Genomic DNA, 20762 nt, shown 5'->3' with positions numbered 1-20762 from the left:
ATGGGCATCGTCATCTGTATCGTGCCGTGCAGGGAAATGACGGGAGGCAAGGCATGCTGGGAATGTGGCGATCAGGCAATCGATTCACCTTGCTGCCGGAAGGCGCGCGTTTTCTGCCCAGCATGCTGGAGGCGGTGGAATCCGCGCGCCATTCCATCCTGCTCGAGCTGTATCTGGCCGAGAGCGGCCACCTCAGTCGCGTCCTGATCGATGCGCTGTGTGGCGCGCGTCGCCGCGGCGTGACGGTGCTGGTGCTGCTGGACGGCTTCGGCTCGCTGGGCCTCGAGGAAGCTGACCGCCAGCGCATGATCGAGGCCGATATCCAGCTCAGGATCTACAACCCGCTTTCCTGGTGGCGGCTGGGGCGCAATCTGACGCGTGACCATCGCAAGCTTTTGGTGGTCGATGGGGAGGTGGGCTTTACCGGCGGCTTCGGTGCGGTGGACGTCTTCGCCGAGGCCTGGTCGGAAGTCGCGATACGCATCGAGGGGCCGTGCATCAGTGACTGGGTGCGCCTGTTCGCACGCGTGTGGGACTCCGCGGCCAGTCGTGGCCATGGCAGTCGGCTGGCGGTGCGCAGCATCAATGTGCGTGCGTGCCGGGTCGAGGGCTATCTGAGCATGCGTGGGCGGGTGGTCTGGGGGCATGGCTTCCGCTATCAGGCCATTCGTCATTCCCTGCAGCATCAGGCCAGCAGCTCACGCAAGCGGCTGTGGATCTGTACGCCATACTTCGTGCCGACCTTCAGCATGCGGCGGCGTCTCAAGCGCGCGGCGCGCCGGGGTGTCGATGTCCGCTTGCTGATCGCCGGCCAGCATCATGATCACCCGGGCGTGCGTTCGGCGGGGCAGCGCTTCTATGCCGGGCTGCTCAAGGCGGGCGTGCGTATCCATGAATTCCAGCCCCGCTTTCTGCATGCCAAGTTCTCGCTGGCGGATGACTGGGTGACGCTGGGATCGTGCAACTTCGATCATTGGAGCCTGCAGTGGAATCTGGAGGCCAATCAGGAGGTGCAGGACCATCGCTTCGCCGCCGACGTCGCCACGCTGTTCGAGCATCACTTCGCCCACAGTGTCGAGATCACCCAGGCCGCCTGGCAGCGTCGGCCGTTGATGCAGCGCTGTCGCGAGTGGGGCTATGGCACCCTGGATAGCCTGGTGACGCGGCTGCGCTGAGCGGCTCGCAGCTGTTTCAACAGACGCGGCTGCGTGGAACCAAAACGCCGGACGACCCATGAGGTCGCCCGGCGTTGTCGTTTTCAAGGCTGCATGGCGTTAAGAGCGCCATGGCAAGCTCAGCGCTTCTTGCCGCCGCCCTTGCCACCGTTCTTGTTGCCACCCTTGCCAGCGCCCTTGTTGCCGGCGTGCTTGCTGCGCGGAATGCCGGCTGCGCCCGGTGCGGCGGAACCCTTGCGACGCGGCGACGGCTTGGGGCTTTCCGGCGGGACACGGTAGAGCAGGTAGAGGTCCAGCAGCAGTTCCGGCAGCTGGTTGACGAAGCGCTGGGCACCGATCGGGTCGGCGATCAGCTCACCGATCTCCGGGTCTTCATCGTCGAAGACGCCGGAGATGGCCATGAACGGCAGCAGCAGTTCGGCGGCAGCCTCTTCCTGGGTGCCGAACCAGGCCTCCTCGTCCATGAACACGCCTTCCATGAAGCCGGCGCACCAGTCGCCGATCGGTGTCTCGACCGGGTCGGCACCGCCCAGTTCCAGCTCGAACAGCAGTTCCGGCAGCACGCCGTGCTCGAGGGCATCGATGGCGTTGGCGCGCATCTGCTCGAACAGGGAGACGACTTCTGCTTCCTGCTGCGGGCTTTCGTAGCTTGGCTGCCCCTGGAAGAGTTCCGGCAGCCACAGGCTGGAGGGCACTTCGCGCGGTGCGATGGCCAGTGCCAGCATGAAGCCATGCGCACTGATGATATCGAGAGCTTCCGGGCCGACGATGTCGGACTCGAGGAATTCGTCGAGGATGTCGAGGGATTCATCATCCAGCAGCGGCTGGGTCTGGACAGGCTCGGCCATGGGGGAGTCTCACGTGCGATAAGGGGAGAAGTCGAACAGTGCCGCCTGGCTACCTGGGTGAACCAAGGGGAACCGGGCAGGCGTGAATGGCGCTAGTGTATCATTTCACGCCTCGAGGAGTGGTACGCTCGCTCGTCATCAGCTCATCCGTTCTTTCGCTCTGCTGTCTGGTCATCGTGTCATGTCATCAACCACTCGTCGTGTCGTCAGTCGTCACCGCTTTGCGCCCGATCATGCTCTGGCCTGCCTGGGGGAGACCCCCGCGGCGCCACTGCCGCTGGCCGATGCCGCGGAGCTCGAGGCGCTGACGGCGCCTGCCCTGCACGCGACGCTGGAGGCGCAGGTGCTGGCATGTCTGGCGCGCGCGCGTGTCCTGTTCCCCGAGCTGCGCATGCCGTCGGTCTCCTGCCGCCTCAAGGGGCGCACGGCGGGCACGGCGGATTCGGCGCGCCAGCGGCTGCGCTTCAATTGGCAACTGCTCAGCGAGAACCGCCATCACTTCCTCAGCCAGACCGTCCCCCACGAGGTCGCGCACTGGGTGGTGATGGAGGTGGTCGAGCGCGCCGGCAAGACGCGTGTCAAACCGCATGGCCCCGAGTGGCAGCAGGTGATGACCAACCTCTACGGCATCCCGCCGGAGGTGACGCATCGCATGGATGTCTCGACTGCCAGTCCGACGCCCTGGGCGTATGGCTGTGGCTGCGATACCGCGCACTATTTCAGCTCGCGACGCCATGCCAATGCCCAGCGCGGTCACCGCTATCGCTGTCGGCGCTGTGGCCAGGAGTTGAGCGGGCCATTGAATGATCCGGCGCGCAATGCGTCGACTGCGCGTTGAGGCGCATTTCGCTCGCTGGCGCGTCATTGCAAAGTGCGAGTCGCGCCAGAAGGTGTCTTTTCAGGCGGTTTCTGTCCTCCGAACGTCGCTGTGACCTTGGTGTAATTTGTTGATAAACAGTTGAAATAATTAGTAAAAATTTATCTACCAAGGTCTAGTGTGTGGCCCCCCCATGCTTGGGTTTAAGCTGAAATGGACTTGCCTCGGCTCGCCTGTGCTTCACGCATGCCGCGTGGGACAGCGAGTCGCCAGCCAATCCGTCAGAGGTCACGCCACATGAGCGAACATGCCAAGGTTCATCCGGTCACTCCCGATGTCGCCGCCCACGCCTGGGCAGACCGCGAGCGCTATCAGGCCATGTATCAGCAGTCCGTCGAGGCGCCGGAGACATTCTGGGCCGAGCAGGCCCAGTCACTGGACTGGTTCGATGCGCCCTCGGTGATCCGCAATACCAACTTCGGCCCCGGTGATGTCGATGTGCGCTGGTTCGAGGACGGCAAGCTCAACGTGGCGCACAACTGCCTCGATCGCCACCTCGCCGAGCGTGGCGATCAGGTCGCCATCATCTGGGAAGGGGATGACCCGAACGAGTCCCAGTCGATCACCTATCGCGAGCTGCACGCGCGTGTCAGCCAGTTTGCCAATGGCCTCAAGGAACTGGGCGTCAAGCGGGGCGATGTGGTCACGCTGTACATGCCGATGATTCCCGAAGCCGCGATGGCGATGCTGGCCTGTACGCGCATCGGTGCCGTGCACTCGGTGGTGTTCGGTGGCTTCTCGCCGGACGCGCTGGCGGGGCGTATCGTCGATTCCAGCTCGCGCATCGTGATCACCGCCGATGAGTCACTGCGGGGTGGCAAGCGCGTGCCGCTCAAGGAGAACGTCGATGAGGCGCTGGAGCGTGATGGCACCGACTGTGTCGACCACGTGCTGGTGGTGCGGCGTACCGGCGGTGAGGTGAACTGGGGCAGCCGCGATGCCTGGTTCCATGAGCTGGTGGACCGTCAGTCCAGTGACTGCCCGGCCGAGGCGATGGGCGCCGAAGACCCGCTGTTCATCCTCTACACCTCCGGTTCCACCGGCACGCCCAAGGGCCTGAAGCACACCACGGGCGGTTATCTGCTCTATGCCGCGATGACCCATCGCTACGTGTTCGATTATCACGATGGCGATATCTACTGGTGCACGGCGGATGTCGGCTGGGTGACGGGCCACAGCTACATCGTCTACGGCCCGCTGGCCAATGGCGCGACCACGCTGATGTTCGAGGGTGTGCCCAGCTATCCGACCCACGGGCGTATCGGCGAGATCGTCGACAAGCACCAGGTCAACATTCTCTATACCGCCCCGACCGCCGTGCGTGCACTGATGGCACATGGTGACAGCGTGATGGACTCAAGCTCGCGCACGAGCCTGCGGCTGCTCGGCTCGGTGGGCGAGCCGATCAACCCCGAGGCCTGGGAGTGGTTCCACCGCGTGATCGGCAATGGCAATTGCCCGCTGGTGGACACCTGGTGGCAGACCGAGACCGGCGGCATCATGATCGCGCCGCTGCCGGGCGCGACCGATCTCAAGCCGGGCTCCGCCACGCTGCCGTTCTTCGGTGTGCAGCCGGCGCTGGTCGACAACGAGGGCAACATCCTCGAGGGCGCGACCGAAGGCAACCTGGTGATTCTCGACAGCTGGCCGGGGCAGGCACGTTCGATCTGGGGCAATCACGAACGCTACGTGCAGACCTACTTCTCCACCTATGCGGGCATGTACTTCACCGGTGACGGCTGTCGTCGTGATGAGGATGGCTACTACTGGATCACCGGGCGCGTCGATGATGTGCTCAACGTCTCTGGCCACCGCATGGGCACCGCCGAGATCGAGTCCTCGCTGGTCGCGCATGAAGCGGTCGCCGAGGCCGCCGTGGTCGGCTATCCCCATGACATCAAGGGCCAGGGCATCTACATCTACGTGACGCTCAACGACGGTATCGAAGCCAGTGATGAACTCAAGAAGACGCTGACCCAGTGGGTGCGCAAGGACATCGGTCCGATCGCCTCGCCGGACGTCATCCAGTGGGCGCCGGGGCTGCCCAAGACGCGTTCCGGCAAGATCATGCGCCGCATCCTCAGGAAGATCGCCGCCAACGAGACCGACGGTCTCGGCGATACCTCGACCCTGGCGGACCCGTCAGTGGTGGATGACCTGATCGAGCAGCGCGCCAACCGCTGAACGCGTCGAGTGACGGTCATCGAGGCCTGACAAGACACGCAGCGACAGCAAAGCGCGGGAGCCTGGCTCCCGCGCTTTTTTGTGCGCCTGTCCGGGAGCATCTGTCTGTTCGTATTCCTGGCCCGCGCTTTTGCGCTGTGCGAGACGTGAAAGGTTGGCCATTGAGGAGGCGCTGGCTTGATAATGACGCGCCAGCGCATGTGCCCGCGGAGTCCATTCGCGCCTCGCTGCGCATTTCCCCAATCAATTCATGATCAAGGCCGCCCCCATGTCAGCAGGCAAGTCGGATGCATCCTGCCCCGCCTCTCAGCCAGCCAGTTCTCCCGCCGCCGCGTCGTCCACTGAGGGCGAGAATCGTCCTCGCGCCGTCATCCTGATGTGCCTGTCGGCGATCTCGTTCGCGCTGATGGGAGCGATGGTCAAGCTGAGCGGCGACCTGCCGCTGTTCGAGAAGGTCTTCGTGCGCAACCTGGTCAGTCTCGGCGTGGCGGTGGTGATGGTGCGCATGGCGGGCGCGCGTCTGCTGGGCCACTGGCATCACCAGCCGATGCTGATGGCGCGGTCACTGATCGGACTCGGCGGCGTGATGAGCTTCTTCTACGCCATCGATCATCTGCTGCTGGCGGATGCGACTATTCTGAATAAGCTATCGCCGTTCTTCGTCAGCCTGTTTGCCGGCCTCTTCCTGGCCGAGCGCCTTGGTGGCTGGCGGCTGGTCGGCATGCTGGTCGCCTTCTCTGGCGCGGCGCTGGTCATCAAGCCGCAACTGGCATTTGCCGAGGGCGGGGTGGAGGCATTGTTGCCCGCCATGGTCGGGCTGGGTTCGGCAATGCTGGCGGGGGCGGCCTATACGCTCATCCGTGCGATGAGAGGGCGCGAGGCCTCGGCGACCATCGTGCTGCATTTCTCGCTGGTCTCCAGTGTGGTGACATTGGTGCCGATGTTGATGAATCCGGTGATGCCGAGCGGCCCTCAGGCGCTGGCCTTGCTGGGCATCGGCATCTTTGCGGCCGGCGGTCAGATTCTGATGACCACCGCCTATCGCCTCGCACCGGCGGGGGAAGTGTCGATCTATTCCTATCTGACCATCGTGTTTTCGGCACTGGCGGGCTGGGCCATCTGGGGGGAGGTGCCGGATATCGCCAGCCTGATCGGCTTCGTGCTGATTGCCGGTGTCGCATTGATCGGCTGGCATGCCAGTCGCGTTGCGGGTAGGGTTGTCTGACTCACCATCCCCAGGATGCTGTCAGAATCAGCGCACGGATTGTTCGCTCGCCGGGCATCAATCCGTGCGATACTCGTGTTCCCCGAGCGAAACATCAGTACATCTTCCGATGGTGGGCTGCTTTGTTAAACGCACGTTTTATGGGGTAACATGCCAGAAAATAACGGCGATTGTTGACCGGCCAGGAAGGTCGGTGATGATCACCATCGGGGTTTTGGAGGAGACTCAATGGCCTTTGCCCAGAAGTTCATCGTTGCAGACGATCACCCGCTCTTTCGTGCCGCACTGACCCAGGCGCTTAGACAAGTCGCCTCCCAGGCGGAGATCGTCGAGGCTGACAGCATGGAAGCGACCAACGAAGTCGTTGCCCGCCATCCCGATGCCGACCTGATCCTGTTGGACCTGCACATGCCGGGAGCCCACGGCTTCTCCGGTCTGATCCAGTTGCGTGGCCAGACACCGGACATCCCGGTGGCGGTCGTGTCCGGTAGCGAGGAGCCCTACGTGGTGCGCCGCGCCATCGATTATGGGGCCTCCGGCTTCATTCCCAAGTCCGCCAGCCTCGACGTCATCGCCGAAGCCATCGGCGAGATCCTCGAAGGTGAAGTCTGGCTGCCGACGGATATCGCCGAGGCCATGGGCGAGTCTTCCGAGGATGAATCGCGCTTCGCCGAGGCGATCGCGTCACTGACGCCGCAGCAGTTCCGCGTGCTCAACATGCTGACGGAAGGTCTGCTCAACAAGCAGATCGCCTATGAGCTGAATGTGTCCGAGGCCACCATCAAGGCCCACGTGACCGCCATTCTGCGCAAGCTGGGCGTGCATTCGCGCACCCAGGCCGTCATCGCGGCCCAGCGTCTGGAAGTCGAGCCGCCGAAAGTCCGCTCCTGATCCTGCGTCAGCGCTTGAGCTGAGGCTCTCCTCGAGAGTCGCGCCTTCAAGCCACAAAAAGCCCGCCCTGTCGCTGACAGGGCGGGCTTTTTGCTTCTACCAGGTCTAAAGAGCGACAGGCCAGCCCGCCTGATCAGGGGGCTGGGTCATCCGTCGCGGCGTCGGGGGCATCACTTGCGCCACTGGTGTGCTTCTCGGCGCGGTTGGCCTGCAGGGTGCGCGTCAGCAGCGCACGCAGCGCGGCGGGTCGCACTGGCTTGAGCAGCAGGTGATAGCCCGCACGGCGCACTTCCTCGGCGACCTCATCGGTGCGGTCGGCGGTGATCACGATGCCCGGCACCGAGCCCGCCAGACGTTCATCCAGTGCATCCAGCGCCATCAGGCCAGTCACCTCGTTGTCGAGGTGGTAGTCGGCGAGGATGGCATCCGGATCACCATCCAGGTTGCGGATCACCGACTTGGCGCCGCCGATCGAGGTCGCCGTGAACACCTCGCAACCCCAGCCGGACAGCATCGCCTTCATGCCCTCGAGGATCAGGCTCTCATTGTCGATGCACAGGACGCGAGTGCCGGTCAGCTTGTTGCCGGCGCGCTTGCGAGCCGGGACGGCATCCGGCAGCTCGGCCGCCGGCAGCTCCTTGCTGATCGGCACGCTGACGGCGAAGACGGTGCCGATGCCGACCCAGCTGCGCACCGTGATCGGGTGGTCGAGCACCCGGCTCATGCGTTCGGCGATCGACAGTCCCAGGCCGAGACCCTTCTCGCTTTCCTTGTGACGCTCGGTCTGATCGAGACGCCGGAATTCCTGGAAGATCTCGGTCAGCTTCGACTCGGGAATGCCGGGGCCGGTGTCCCAGACCTCGATGCGAATGCGATCGCCCAGACGGCGACAGCCCAGCAGCACATGGCCCTGACGGGTATAGCGCACCGCGTTGGAGAGGAAGTTCTGCACGATGCGTCTGAGCATCTGGCCATCGGAGTCCACTGCCAGCTGCGTCATCACCACCTTCAGGTCCAGCCCGCGATCTTCCGCCATCACCTCGAACTCGGCCTTGAGCGGCTTGAGGATATCGGAGAGATGGAACACGCTGCGGCGTGGCGCCAGTGCCCCGGCATCCAGCTTGGAGATGTCGAGCAGGGTGCTGAGCAGTTCCTCGGCGGCCTGCAGCGAGTTGTCGATGTGATTGGTGGTGGTCTTCATCTCGCCTTCGACCTGCTGGGCGAGGGCAGAGGTGAACAGGCGCGCCGCATTCAGTGGCTGCAGCAGGTCGTGGCTGGCCGCGGCCAGGAAGCGTGTCTTGGAGGCGTTGGCATCCTCGGCCAGCTGCTTGGCCTGACGCAGTGCCTGCTCGGCCTCGGCGCGCACGCGGTTCTCGGTGCGCAGGGCCTCGTTGACCTGTGACAGCTCCTGGGTACGCACGCGCACGCGCTCCTCCAGGTTCTCGTTGGTCTCCTTGAGGGCGATCTCCGCCAGGCGTCGCTCGGTGATGTCCTGATAGAGCGCGAAGAAGCCGAGGATGTTGCCCTTGGTGCTGAAGTGCGGCGTATAGGTGACCAGCATGTAGCGCACGCCGCCTTCCGGGGCTTCCAGCGAGATCTCGAAGGAGACGCGCTCACCGGACAGCGCGCGCGTCATCCACGGCGCGCGTTGGCGATAGATGTCTTCCGGCATCGCCTCTTCGGCGGGCTCGCCGATCACGGCGGTACGGTCGATGCCCATCACCGCTTCATAGGCACGGTTGGTGAAGAGGTAGCGACACTCCTTGTCGAAGTAGGCGATCAGCGCCGGCACATTGTCGGTGTAGATGCGGATGTTGTTTTCCGAGCGGATCAACGCCTCTTCGGTGCGCTTCTGCTGGGTGATGTCCTGATAGGTGTAGACGAAGCCACCACCGGGCATCGGGTTGCCCTGGATCTCCATCACGCTATCATCCTGGCGATAGCGCACGTAGCGGTGCGGCTCGCCGTTGCGGATGGCATCCAGCAATTGATCGACGTGCTCTTCGGGGTCGCCCGGGCCGTATTCGCCGTTGTGGGCGTTGTAGCGGAAGATGCGATCGATGGGCGCGCCGACCCGGATCAGGTTGTCAGGGAAGCGGAACATGTCCAGATAGCGCTGGTTCCACACCACCAGGCGCATGTGCTGGTCGACCACGCTGATGCCCTGGTGGATGTTCTCGATGGTCGCCTGCAGCAGGGCGCGGTTGAATTCGAGCACCTGCGAGGCTTCATCGACGATGGAGATGACATCCGAGATGCCGATGCCGCGACCCTGCAGCGCCGAGTTGACGACGATGCGTGCCGAGGAGGCGCCGAGTACCGAGGCTAGGAAGCGTTCGGTGAACTGGATCAGGTCGATGGAGGCGCGTGCATGCAGCTCCAGCGGCTGGCCACTGCGGCGCGCGTAGTCCTCGAAGGCGCGCTCGACCTGCTCGTGGCTCAGGAAGCGTTCGCACAGGACGCGCAGGTCGGAGACGGAGGTGGAGCCGGTCCAGGGGCGCGAGACGCTGGTCTGGCGGGTCTCGACACTGTCGACGAACAGCGAGGCCTGGATGCGCTCGACGACGCGCTGCGGCGTCATCTGCGAGACGAAGATGTAGCAGAACAGGTTCAGACCGAGCGACAGCATCACGCCGTGGGTCAGCGGGTCATTGAAGCGGAAGCCGAACAGGCCATGCGGCGACAGCCAGTCGATGCCCAGCGGGCCATGATTGACGATCTCGGTCGGCATCAGGCCCGCCTGTGCCAGTGCCGGCACGAGCAGGGTCCAGGCCCAGACCGCGAAGCCGACATTCAGGCCGACGATGACGCCGAGGCGGTTGCCGCGCTTCCAGTAGAGGCCACCCATCAGCGAGGGCGCGAACTGGGCGACGGCGGCAAACGACAGCAAGCCGATGGCCGAGAGGGTGCTGTATTCGGCGATCAGCAGATAGAAGCCGTAGGCCAGCGCCAGGATCATCACGATGGTCAGACGGCGCGCCAGCAACACGATATGGCTGTAGTCGCGCGCCTCGGTATCGAACCAGCGCAGGCGGAACAACAGCGGAATCACGATCTCGTTGGAGATCATGATCGAGACCGCGACGGCGGCGACGATCACCATGCCGGTGGCGGCGGAGAAACCGCCGATGAAGGTCAGCAGGGTCAGCCAGGTCTGGTCCGCCGCCATCGGCAGCGCCAGCACGAAGCTGTCCGGTGACACCGAACCGTCGGGGAACATGGTCAGGCCGGCGGCGGCGATCGGCAGCACGAAGAAGGAGATGGCGACCAGATAGATCGGGAACATCCAGCGCGCACGGCGGGCGTCATCGTGGTGGGTATTCTCGACCACCGCGACGTGGAATTGGCGCGGCAGGCAGAAGATCGCCAGCATCGCCAAGAGGGTCTGGGCCCAGAAGCCGGTGCCGAAGGTCTGGGTCTCCAGCTGCTGTTGCAGCTCCAGATAGGTGTCGGCCTTGGTGAACAGATCGCCCAGGCCATTGAACATGCCCCAGGTGACGTAGACGCCCAGGGTCAGGAAGGCGACCAGCTTGACCAGCGATTCGAAGGCGATCGCCTGCAACAGGCCGACATGGTGCTCGGTGGCGTCGGTGTGGCGGGTGCCGAACAGGATGGCGAACAGCGCCATGATCGCCGCGACATAGAAGGCGGTATCGCCCAGCCAGGCGGTCCGCGTGACATCGCTGGTGTCGGTGAGTACCTGATAGGCACTCGAGACGGCCTTCAGCTGCAGGGCGATGTAGGGCAGGGTGCCGACCAGGGCCACCAGCGAGGCGAACACCGCCAGCGACTGCGTCTTGCCGTAGCGCGAGGCGATGAAATCGGCAATCGAGGTGATGTTCTGGCGCTTGGCGACCCGAATCATCTTGAGCAGGATCGGCCAGAACAGCAGACAGGCCAGAATCGGCCCGATGAAGATGCTCAGATAACTCCAGCCGCTGGTCGCGGCCTGCCCGACGCTACCGTAGAAGGTCCAGCTGGTGCAGTAGACCGCAAGCCCCAGACTGTAGACCGCTGGGCGCCGATTCGGCGACCCGTGTTTCTTGGCGTTGCGATCCCCCCGCCATGCAATCGTGAACAGCACCGCGATATATGCGAGTGCCACTGCGATCAGCCACCAACCCTGGAACATGTCGCTCTCCTCTCTGGAAGCGCCATTCTACGCAGCCCCGCCACGAGTCCCAAGCACTGTGCATGACAGACTCAGCGTCTTGAGAGTCGTGAGGAAGAGGCTGTGTCATCCATTGCCACGCAGACGCCTCGATGATTGGCGCCAAGAAGCCGGAAATGGCGTCTGCACAACGGGCCTATTTGCTGTCATCGGCCAATGTCATGCGCGCAATACGCCGAAGCTTTCGCCGATCATTCTTCGCCCATTTGGCCAATAGACCAAGGGATTGCACCTTTAGGATATGAATCAACTTGTTGATTTAAAATTAATTGTATCGTTCTCAACTTTGCTCCATCAGGGGTGACTGACATTCTCGACTAAAGTCAGCCTGCAACGTTGCAGGGCCTTGTCTACTGTCAGATTCGAGTCGCCAAGTTTCCTGTCATGCCTTGAAAGGCGCAGGAAATATCCATCAACCGCCGAGAAAGGATCATCCGCTGACGGGTGGTCATCGATCTCCGGATCGCCAATCACTCCACTTCGCCAATCACAATAAAAATGCGAGAACACCATCATGAAGGAAGCGAATGCCAAGGCGTATTGGTCCGCCAATATCAAACTGATCATGGGCTATCTCGTGGTCTGGTTCGTGGTGTCCTATGGATGCGGGATATTGCTGGTGGACGTGTTGAACAACATCCAGTTCTTCGGTTTCAAGCTGGGCTTCTGGTTTGCGCAACAGGGGGCGATCTACTTCTTCCTCGCGCTGATCATTCTGTATGCCCGTTCGATGAACAAGCTCGATGAGCGCTTCGATGTTCACGAGCAATGAGTCAGTGACACGCCGGGCACAGGCCGCTCGTCGTGACGCGCCGTTGTGTGAATAAGAACAATATGATCGACATCGCCAAGGACACTGCCAATGGATGTTCAACTGCTGACCTATCTGTTCGTGGGCGCGTCATTTGCGCTCTATATCGGGATCGCGGTGTGGTCGCGAGCCGGTTCCACCAAGGAATTCTATGTCGCCGGGGGTGGCGTTCACCCCATCGCCAACGGGGCAGCGACCGCCGCAGACTGGATGTCGGCGGCCTCGTTCATCTCGATGGCGGGCATCATCGCCTATGTCGGCTATGACGCCTCCGTCTACCTGATGGGCTGGACCGGCGGCTACGTCCTGCTGGCCATGCTGCTGGCGCCGTACCTGCGCAAGTTCGGCAAGTTCACGGTGCCGGACTTCGTCGGTGACCGTTACTACTCCAGCGTCGCGCGCACCGTGGCGGTGGTCTGCGTCATCTTCATTTCCTTCACCTATGTCGCCGGTCAGATGCGCGGTACCGGCATCGTCTTCGCGCGCTTTCTCGAGGTGGACGTGAACGTCGGCGTGGTGATCGGCATGGCGATCGTCTTCTTCTATGCGGTACTCGGCGGCATGAAGGGCATCACCTATACCCAGGTGGCCCAGTACTGCGTGCTGATCTTCGCCTTCCTGGTGCCGGCGGTGTTCCTGTCGATCATGATGACGGGCCACGTGCTGCCGCAGACCGGCTTCGGCGGCACCCTGGTCGATGCCCAGGGCAATGACACCGGCGTCTATCTGCTGCAAAAGCTCGATCAGGTGGTGACCGATCTCGGCTTCCGCGAGTACACCGAGGGTTCCAAGTCCACCATCGATGTCTTCTTCATCACCGCCGCGCTGATGTGCGGTACCGCGGGTCTGCCCCACGTCATCGTGCGCTTCTTCACGGTGCCGACGGTCAAGGATGCGCGTATCTCCGCCGGTTGGGCGCTGTTCTTCATCGCACTGCTCTACACCACTGCGCCGGCCGTGGGTGCCTTCGCGCGGGTGAATCTGGTCGAGACCGTCAACGAGACGGCCTATGAGGAGCTGCCGGGCTGGTTCTACAACTGGGAGAACACCGGGCTGATCGGCTGGGTCGACAAGAATGGCGACGGCATCATCCAGATGCGTGGCGGTGATCCCTTCGCGGGCAAGCCGAGCTACGAGGGCAGCGCCGACAGTCAGGCGGCCCGCGGTGAGTACGGTCAGCGTCTGGTGAGCAACACGCCCACCGACAACGAGAGCGAGGTCTACATCGACCGCGACATCATCGTGCTGGCCAACCCGGAGATCGGCAACCTGCCGGCATGGGTCATCGCACTGGTGGCGGCGGGTGGGGTGGCGGCAGCACTCTCGACGGCGGCCGGTCTGTTGCTGGTCATCTCGTCGGCCATCTCACATGACCTGCTCAAGAAGACCTTCAAGCCAGACATCAGCGAGAAGCAGGAGCTGATGGCGGCACGCATGGCGGCGGCCGTGGCCATCGTGATCGCCGGTTACTTCGGCATCAATCCGCCAGGCTTCGTGGCGCAGGTGGTGGCCTTTGCCTTCGGGCTTGCGGCATCGAGCTTCTTCCCGGTCATCCTGCTGGGGATCTTCTCCAAGCGCATGAACAAGGAAGGTGCCATCGCGGGCATGCTGGTCGGCCTGGTCTTCACCTTCAGCTACATCGTCTACTTCAAGTTCATCTCGCCGGAACTCAACAGCGCCGAGAACTGGTTGCTGGGTGTGTCGCCGGAGGGGATCGGATCGCTGGGCATGGTGCTCAACTTCGTCGTCGCGGTCATCGTCTGCAAGATGACTCCGCCGCCGCCCGAGCACATCCAGCATATCGTCGAGGACATTCGTGTTCCGCGCGGGGCCGGAACAGCAGTGGATCACTGATTCAGGCAGCAGGGCCTATTCGCGCAGCACGCAGCATCGGCGCGAACAGGCCCCCGTTTCCCGAAGCCCCGTCTTGCACCTGCAGGCGGGGCCTCGTGGTTTGAGGGCTCGTGCATCGATAAGCGCTGCACGCGCAGAGGGGAGTCGCTGTCATGCAAGCGTCACTGGTGGATATCGCGTTCGAGGAGCCGCCGTTCAGTCTGCTGGATGAGCGTCTTCGGCAACGGCTGGCCGAAGGGGTGGACCTTCACTATTTCGAGGCACTGGCGCAGCCGCTGGTGCCGGGGGCCGTCGGTGAGGCGGTCTACATCATTCACAAGGGCGAGGTGGCGGAACTGGCCGCTGATTCGGCACTGCCGGACGCCGCCACGCTCGACAAGGCGCAGCGCGAGGGACTGGATGCCTGGGTCAGCCTGCGCATCGGCCATTACACCGCGGGGGACCTGTTCGGGGCGCTGACGCTGCTCAATGGCCATTGCCGCACCCGCTTCGTCTGCGAGCAGGAGACGCTGTGCTACCAGCTGCCCGCAGAGCTGTTCTTCTCGCTGTGCGACGAGTGTCCTGCCTTCGGTGAGTACTTCCAGCACAGCCTGAGCGACAAGGCGCGGCTGCTGGCGGCGCAGCGTGATACCCGTCAGGGCGCGAGTCGCGACCAGGCAGGCTTCATGCTGGCGCGGGTGATGGACTGCATGCGTCCGCCGCTCAAGCTGGCGGCCAGCGCCAGCATCGAGCAGGGCGTCAAGGCCATGCAGACGGCGGGGGCGGACAGCCTGATCATCACTGTCGAGGGGCGTCAGGGCGTGGTGACGCGCACGGACCTGCTCAATGCGCTGGTGATCCAGGGTTTGGCTGCCAATCATCCGCTCGCCTCGCTGGGCAGCTTTGCGCTGGTGGCGGTCACGGCGGAGGAATATCTGTTCCAGGCGCTGGTGCAGATGACCCGCCACCGGGTCGCGCGGATCGTGGTCAAGGAGCGCCTGACGCCTGACGCGGCGGTCGTCGGGGTCATCGAGCTGACCGACGTGCTGGGGTTCTTCTCCAATCGCAGTCAGCTGTTGAGTCTCGAGATCGAGCGCGCCTCTGACATGGCGGCGCTTGAGCAGGCCAGTGCGCGTCTGCCGGAAATGGTCAGGGCGCTGGCGATGCAGGGAGTCCACATGCGCCATGCGATGGCGCTGTTGAGTGCGCTCAACGGGCGCCTGATCGAGCGCACCTTCGCCATGCTGGTGGCGGAGGAGCACCGGGCCTCGAGTTGCCTGATGCTGATGGGCAGCGAAGGGCGCGGCGAACAGATCCTCAAGACCGATCAGGACAATGGGCTGATCATCGCCGATGGCCACCAGTGGCCCGATAACGAGGACACCCTGCAGCGCTTCAGTGACGCCCTGGCGGGTCTCGGCTATCCACCATGCCCGGGCAACATCATGGTCTCCAATCCGGAGTGGGTCGCCACCGAGTCGCGCTGGCGCGGCAAGATCGCACGCTGGTGCGCCGGACGCGATGGCGAGGCGCTGATGAATCTGGCCATCGTCTTCGACGCGCGCGCCAGCGGCGGCAATGAAGCGCTGGTCGACAGCTTGCGCGGACACCTGGTACGCCACGCCACGCGCGATGAGCTGCTGCTGTCGCACTTCGCGCGCCCGGCGCTGCATTTCTCGACCCCGCTGACGCTGTTCGGCTCCTTGCGCTCGCCGCGACACGGCATCGATATCAAGAAGGGCGGCATCTTCCCCATCGTGCATGGCGTTCGCACCATGGCGCTGGAACGCGGAGTGATGGCCACCGGCACCTTCGCGCGGCTTGAGGCGCTGGTCAGTGATGGGCGTATCGAGGCCAGCGACAGCGCCGACCTTGCCGAGGCGTTGTCCCTGTTTGCCGAGTTGCGTCTGCGCCAGCAGCTGCGCCATCTGGAAGAGGACAAACATGGCGCTGCCGCCGGCGGGGCCAGCGACTCGCGAAGGGATGGCCAGGACAAGACCACGGCGGCGCGGGAGGCGGGGAGTCGCAACCTGATCATCACCCAGTCGTTGTCCTCGTTGGAGCGTGATCTATTGCGCGATGCCCTGAGTCGGGTCAAGGACTTCAAGCAGCGGCTGTCACATCGTTATCACCTGGAATACTGAACCGGCCTCAAGGCCGAGGGGAGGTGGCATGTTCGAACAACTGAGACGCGCCAGTGATCGTCGTCGTCATGCGCAGGGCGAGTTTGCCGAGCTCTTTCGTCCCTGGCATGCCGCCGAGCGGGGCGGGGAGCGTGTAGCGCTGGACTGCGAGACCACCAGTCTCGATGTCGGCCACGCCGAGCTGGTCTCGCTGGCGGCGGTGCGTTTCGATGCGCGCCATATCCATACCTCCAGCGCGCTGTCGCTCTATCTGCAATGCCCGCAAGGGCTGCAGGGCGACTCGATCCGCATCCACCGCCTGCGCGGTATCGATCTGCATGGCGGAGAAGCGCTGGGCGATGCGCTGCGACAGCTGCTGGAGTTCATCGGCAATCGTCCGCTGGTGGGCTGGTGCATCGACTTCGATGTCGCGGTGATCAACCGTCACCTGCGGCCACGCTTCGGCTTTGATCTGCCCAACCAGCGTCACGATCTGGCGCGCGATTACGTCCGGCGCTGCAAGCATGAGCAGCCGGACGCCGCCCCGGACCTGCGCTTCGAGGCGATGGCTGATGCCCTGGGCGTGCCGGTGATCGGTCGCCACAGCGCGCTGGGGGACGCCGTGACCAGTGCGCTGATGGCGCAGCGCCTGATGCAGGCACCGCTGTCGCCCTCGCTGGCCAGCCAGGCCTGAGCGGGGCTTATGTCAGGAGCTTATGGCAGGGGCTGGGCAGGCGCTGGATGCGTGTCAGGCCCGGTATCAGACGTCTCATCAGCCGACATCATCCTCAAGGCTATTATTCCAAGGTCTGTTGCCGGAATGTCCAATGGCCCGGCTCACTGCCTTTGTCCACACTGACTGTCATACGACACGCCCACTGCGGCGAGAGGTCGACTCTGATTACACGCCAGTGCACTACCGGCCAGCAGGACGGCCAAGCCATGCAGGATGAAAGACCGAGCAGCTTTGATAACCATAATGAAGCGGCGACAGCGAGCAAAGGCCACGCGTGATACGGACCTGCTGTCAGCCAGCCTCTGTTAGGCCTGAGGACGGCATCTTTCTCTTCAGGATCGTCATCACTGCGCCAGGTGATGACTGTCGGGCCCCGGGCATCTGCTCGGGGCCCGGCTTCAGATAAGGCATCCGCCCGCGATTGCCTTCCTTATGACTCAGGGGTACTTGCCCACGAGGTGCGACATGCTGATCGCGACCAATACGCTGTTGATTCTTGGCCTGGCCATCGTGCTGTTTGCCTACGGCCTCTATATTCGCCGGACACAGGACATGCGCGGTGTGCTGATGTTCTGGTCACGCAAGCTTGCGCTCACTGCGCTTGAATTCAGACTGCAACGCTTCGGTATCCTCGTGATGCTGGGCGGGGTGGTGATCCGCTATCTGGAAGTGCTGCGCCTGTTCTAGCCTGCGCCTGTTCTAGCTTGCAGGAAGTCCGCGCAAGCGCCGCTGTTCCCCACGGCGCATGCCACACGCCAACGCCCGCTGACTGCGGGCGTTGGCGTATCTTGCGTCGGCGTCACGCCACCTGGCCCGACAGGGGCAGGCACCCCGCCTGAAGTACGCTGCCTCTGTGACCGTCTACTGGCCAATGCTAGACTGTGCGCCCTTCCAAACTGCCAGCCTGATGCCCCATGTTCACACCCGATAGCGAGCTTTCGTCCAGCCCCACTGATGCGGCCACTGCCAAGCGCGAACTGAACAAGTTGCAGAAGCGCCTGCGGCGCAATGTCGGTACCGCCATCACCGATTACGGCATGATCCGTGATGGTGACAAGGTGATGGTGTGCCTGTCCGGGGGCAAGGATTCCTACACCATGCTGGATATCCTGATGAACCTGCAGCGCAATGCGCCGGTGCAGTTCACGCTGGTGGCAGTGAATCTCGACCAGAAGCAGCCCGGCTTTCCGGAGCATGTGCTGCCGGCATGGCTCGAGTCGGTGGGCGTCGAGTACCACATCCTCGAGCGCGACACCTATTCCATCGTCAAGGAGAAGGTGCCGGAGGGCAAGACGACCTGCGGGCTGTGCTCGCGCCTGCGTCGCGGCTCGCTGTATGGCTTCGCCGCCGAGATCGGTGCGACCAAGATCGCCCTCGGCCACCACCGCGACGACATCCTCGAGACGCTGTTCCTGAACATGTTCTTCGGTGGCAAGCTCAAGACGATGCCGCCCAAGCTGCTCTCTGATGACCAGCGCCATATCGTGATTCGCCCGCTGGCCTATTGCCGTGAGTCCGATATCGAGGCCTATTCCAACGCGCGCGAGTTCCCGATCATCCCCTGCAACCTGTGCGGCTCGCAGGAGAATCTGCAGCGTCAGGTGGTCAAGGAGATGCTGCAGGACTGGGAGAAGAAGCATCCGGGGCGGCTGGAAACCATGTTCCATGCCGTCACCTCGGTGGCGCCGTCACATCTGGCAGACCGCGACCTGTTCGATTTCGCCGGCCTGGATGAGCAGCGTGACCGCTTCCAGGCCTCGCGCATCGATGCGCTGGACATGAGTTCCGAGCAGGCCGGCATGGCCGATGACCTGTTCGAGGCCGAGCGCCGCGTCAAGCCGCTGGCCGACTCGGCGGCCTCGCTGGGGCATGAGTTGTAAGCCACGCGCCCCTGGCCATCGTCAGACATCATGAACGCCACCTCGCTTGCGGGGTGGCGTTCTGCGTTTCAGGCGGTCCGCTGCCACCCCGGCCTTGATGGATGGCGCACCTAGCGTGAGTCAGGGTTGAAGGCCCGCGACCATTGTCGTCTCGCTTGCTGGCGCGACAGTCCGCATGCTTTGGACATGTCAGGTGACTGAAGGGCAGGGAGGCGGCGATGGGCAATGATGTAGACAGTGACGAGCGCGGCAATGGCCAGCAGGGCCAGCGGCTGGCGGCGACCGTGTTGCATGGTTTCGATGAATATCGATCACGCTTCAAGCAGATATCCAGTGATGCGCGGCGGCGCTTCATCGAGGCCGACTGGCGTGAGGCACAGCAGGCCTCCGCCGCGCGCATCAACCTCTACGACGAGAAGGTCGCCGCCACCATGGAGCGGCTGGAGCGTGCCTTCGAGCCCGACCGCCTGTGCGAGTGCACCCTGTGGGGCGAGGCCAAGCGGCAGTACATGGCGCTGATCGATCAACGCCTCGACTACAAGCTGGCCGAGACCTTCTACAACTCCATCTTCTGCAGCGTGTTTTCCCATCGTCACATCCGCGATGACTGGATGTTCGTCTCGCCATCCCGCCAGGGGCCGGCACGCCATTCCGGCTTGAGCATCAGTCATCGTGTGCCGGTCGAGGGTGACTGGGCCGGGGCACTCGAATCCGTGCTCAACGAGGCGCCACTGGGGATCGCCTTCGAGCATCAGGGGCGCGATGTGACGCTGGGCGCCGAGATGTTGCTCGCGACGCTGCCTGAGGCGGTGCGCGATGCGCCGGATGCCGCCTTCGAGATGCTGCGCAGCGTCTTCTATCGCAACAAGGGGGCCTATCTGGTCGGGCGCATCGAGGGTGGCGGCCAGACCCTGCCGCTGGTGTTGCCGGTGCTGCATACCGAGCGCGATGGCGTCTATCTGGATACCGTGATCATCGAGCCGGAAGAGGTCTCGATCATCTTCTCCTTCACGCGGGCCTATTTCCAGATCGAGATCGAAGTGCCCAGCGAGGTGGTCGGGTTTCTGCAGACCTTGATGCCCGAGAAGCCCATCGGCGAGCTGTACGCCGCCATCGGCTTCTACAAGCATGGCAAGACCGAGCTGTTCCGCGGCCTCAACCAGCATGTGGCGAGTCGCTCCGATCAGTTCATCATCGCGCCGGGCGTGCGCGGCATGGTGATGGCGGTCTTCGTGCTGCCCAGTTACCGGCTGGTGTTCAAGCTGATCAAGGACCGCTTCGCCCCCGGCAAGGACATGAGTCGTGATCAGGTGCGCGAGAAGTACCGTCTGGTCAAACGCCATGATCGGGTCGGGCGATTGGCCGATACGCAGGAATTCTCGAACTTCACCGTCGGCAAGGACCACTTCGACCCGGCCTGCCTCGAAGAGTTGCTGGAGGTGTGCAGCTCCTCGATCAGCCTGCGCGGCAACAAGGTGCTGATACGTCACTGCTACACCGAGCGCATGATGACGCCGCTCAACCTGTATCTCGAGGAGTGTGACGCCGAGGAAACCCGCGCGGTGCTCAATGATTATGGCAATGCGATCAAGCAGTTGGCTGCCGCTGACATCTTCCCCGGCGACATGTTGCTCAAGAACTTCGGCGTCACGCGCCACGGGCGGGTGGTCTTCTATGACTACGACGAGATCAGCTACCTGACCGAGTGCAACTTCCGTGAGATTCCCGAGGCACGTTACCCTGAGCAGGAACTGGCCAGCGAGCCCTGGTATTCGGTGGGGCCCAACGACATCTTCCCCGAGGAGTTCGGCCCCTTCCTGTTTGCCGATATCCAGCTGCGCAAGCTGTTCTATGAGCTGCATCCCGAGATCTTCCAGGCCAGCTGGTGGCGTGGCCTGCAGGACGCCATCGCGCAAGGGCGCGTGATCGATGTCTATCCCTATCGCAACAAGCGGCGCTTCGGTGTCGATCGCAGTCAGGACTTCATCGATGACTGAGTGTGATCGCC

Annotated in this window: 14 protein-coding genes; 12 read left to right on the top strand and 2 right to left on the bottom strand. The window is 63.4% G+C overall.

Going from position 1 to position 20762, the window contains the following annotated elements:
• The first annotated feature begins 53 nt into the window (after positions 1-53).
• Positions 54-1175 (top strand): phospholipase D-like domain-containing protein, encoded by a 1122-nt coding sequence (locus U0O11_RS14860; RefSeq protein WP_054556850.1) that lies wholly within the window; start codon positions 54-56, stop codon positions 1173-1175.
• 119 nt (positions 1176-1294) lie between these two features.
• On the opposite strand, the gene U0O11_RS14855 is transcribed toward U0O11_RS14860, so the two are convergent.
• Positions 1295-2023 carry a YecA/YgfB family protein gene (locus U0O11_RS14855; protein ID WP_064503292.1) on the bottom strand — a complete coding sequence of 243 codons (729 nt, stop codon included), beginning with the start codon at positions 2021-2023 and terminating at the stop codon, positions 1295-1297.
• A 181-nt stretch (positions 2024-2204) separates the two neighbouring features.
• On the opposite strand from U0O11_RS14855, the gene U0O11_RS14850 reads away from it, so the two are divergent.
• The 4 genes from U0O11_RS14850 to U0O11_RS14835 all read left to right on the top strand — a co-directional run bounded on the left by U0O11_RS14850 (position 2205) and on the right by U0O11_RS14835 (position 7200).
• Positions 2205-2861 carry a SprT family zinc-dependent metalloprotease gene (locus U0O11_RS14850; protein WP_279836865.1) on the top strand — a complete coding sequence of 219 codons (657 nt, stop codon included), beginning with the start codon at positions 2205-2207 and terminating at the stop codon, positions 2859-2861.
• A 276-nt stretch (positions 2862-3137) separates the two neighbouring features.
• Positions 3138-5084 carry an acetate--CoA ligase gene (gene acs / locus U0O11_RS14845; protein ID WP_107335998.1) on the top strand — a complete coding sequence of 649 codons (1947 nt, stop codon included), beginning with the start codon at positions 3138-3140 and terminating at the stop codon, positions 5082-5084.
• 268 nt (positions 5085-5352) lie between these two features.
• A complete protein-coding gene (locus U0O11_RS14840) occupies positions 5353-6309 on the top strand; it encodes a DMT family transporter (protein WP_279836866.1) in 957 nt (318 codons plus the stop codon).
• 228 nt (positions 6310-6537) lie between these two features.
• Positions 6538-7200, top strand: a complete 663-nt coding sequence (locus U0O11_RS14835; RefSeq protein ID WP_043333788.1) for a response regulator — start codon at positions 6538-6540, stop codon at positions 7198-7200.
• Between the two features lie 133 nt (positions 7201-7333).
• On the opposite strand, the gene U0O11_RS14830 is transcribed toward U0O11_RS14835, so the two are convergent.
• Positions 7334-11332 carry a hybrid sensor histidine kinase/response regulator gene (locus tag U0O11_RS14830; RefSeq protein ID WP_324690597.1) on the bottom strand — a complete coding sequence of 1333 codons (3999 nt, stop codon included), beginning with the start codon at positions 11330-11332 and terminating at the stop codon, positions 7334-7336.
• A 553-nt stretch (positions 11333-11885) separates the two neighbouring features.
• Here U0O11_RS14830 and U0O11_RS14825 point away from each other — a divergent pair.
• The 7 genes from U0O11_RS14825 (at position 11886) to aceK (ending at position 20751) form a co-directional block, all read left to right on the top strand.
• Complete coding sequence (locus U0O11_RS14825) at positions 11886-12143, top strand: DUF4212 domain-containing protein (RefSeq protein WP_043333789.1); 258 nt, start codon at positions 11886-11888, stop codon at positions 12141-12143.
• A gap of 90 nt (positions 12144-12233) precedes the next feature.
• Complete coding sequence (locus tag U0O11_RS14820; RefSeq protein WP_225347281.1) at positions 12234-14036, top strand: sodium:solute symporter family protein; 1803 nt, start codon at positions 12234-12236, stop codon at positions 14034-14036.
• Between the two features lie 152 nt (positions 14037-14188).
• Positions 14189-16159, top strand: a complete 1971-nt coding sequence (locus U0O11_RS14815) for a DUF294 nucleotidyltransferase-like domain-containing protein (RefSeq protein ID WP_279836868.1) — start codon at positions 14189-14191, stop codon at positions 16157-16159.
• A 28-nt stretch (positions 16160-16187) separates the two neighbouring features.
• Positions 16188-16832 carry a 3'-5' exonuclease gene (locus tag U0O11_RS14810; protein ID WP_215823455.1) on the top strand — a complete coding sequence of 215 codons (645 nt, stop codon included), beginning with the start codon at positions 16188-16190 and terminating at the stop codon, positions 16830-16832.
• A 507-nt stretch (positions 16833-17339) separates the two neighbouring features.
• Positions 17340-17561, top strand: a complete 222-nt coding sequence (locus U0O11_RS14805) for a hypothetical protein (protein ID WP_043333792.1) — start codon at positions 17340-17342, stop codon at positions 17559-17561.
• Positions 17562-17788: 227 nt separating this feature from the next.
• Positions 17789-18754: a tRNA 2-thiocytidine(32) synthetase TtcA gene (gene ttcA / locus U0O11_RS14800; RefSeq protein ID WP_082388814.1), complete on the top strand. Its 966-nt coding sequence runs from the start codon at positions 17789-17791 to the stop codon at positions 18752-18754.
• Positions 18755-18972: 218 nt separating this feature from the next.
• Positions 18973-20751 carry a bifunctional isocitrate dehydrogenase kinase/phosphatase gene (gene aceK, locus U0O11_RS14795; RefSeq protein ID WP_279836869.1) on the top strand — a complete coding sequence of 593 codons (1779 nt, stop codon included), beginning with the start codon at positions 18973-18975 and terminating at the stop codon, positions 20749-20751.
• The last annotated feature ends 11 nt before the right edge of the window (positions 20752-20762 follow it).

The sequence above is a fragment of the Cobetia sp. D5 genome (genome assembly GCF_035666195.1).
GTDB classification, from domain to species: Bacteria; Pseudomonadota; Gammaproteobacteria; order Pseudomonadales; family Halomonadaceae; genus Cobetia; species Cobetia amphilecti.
Note: the sequence above shows the minus strand (reverse complement) of the source record. Positions and strands in the feature narration are given on the sequence as shown.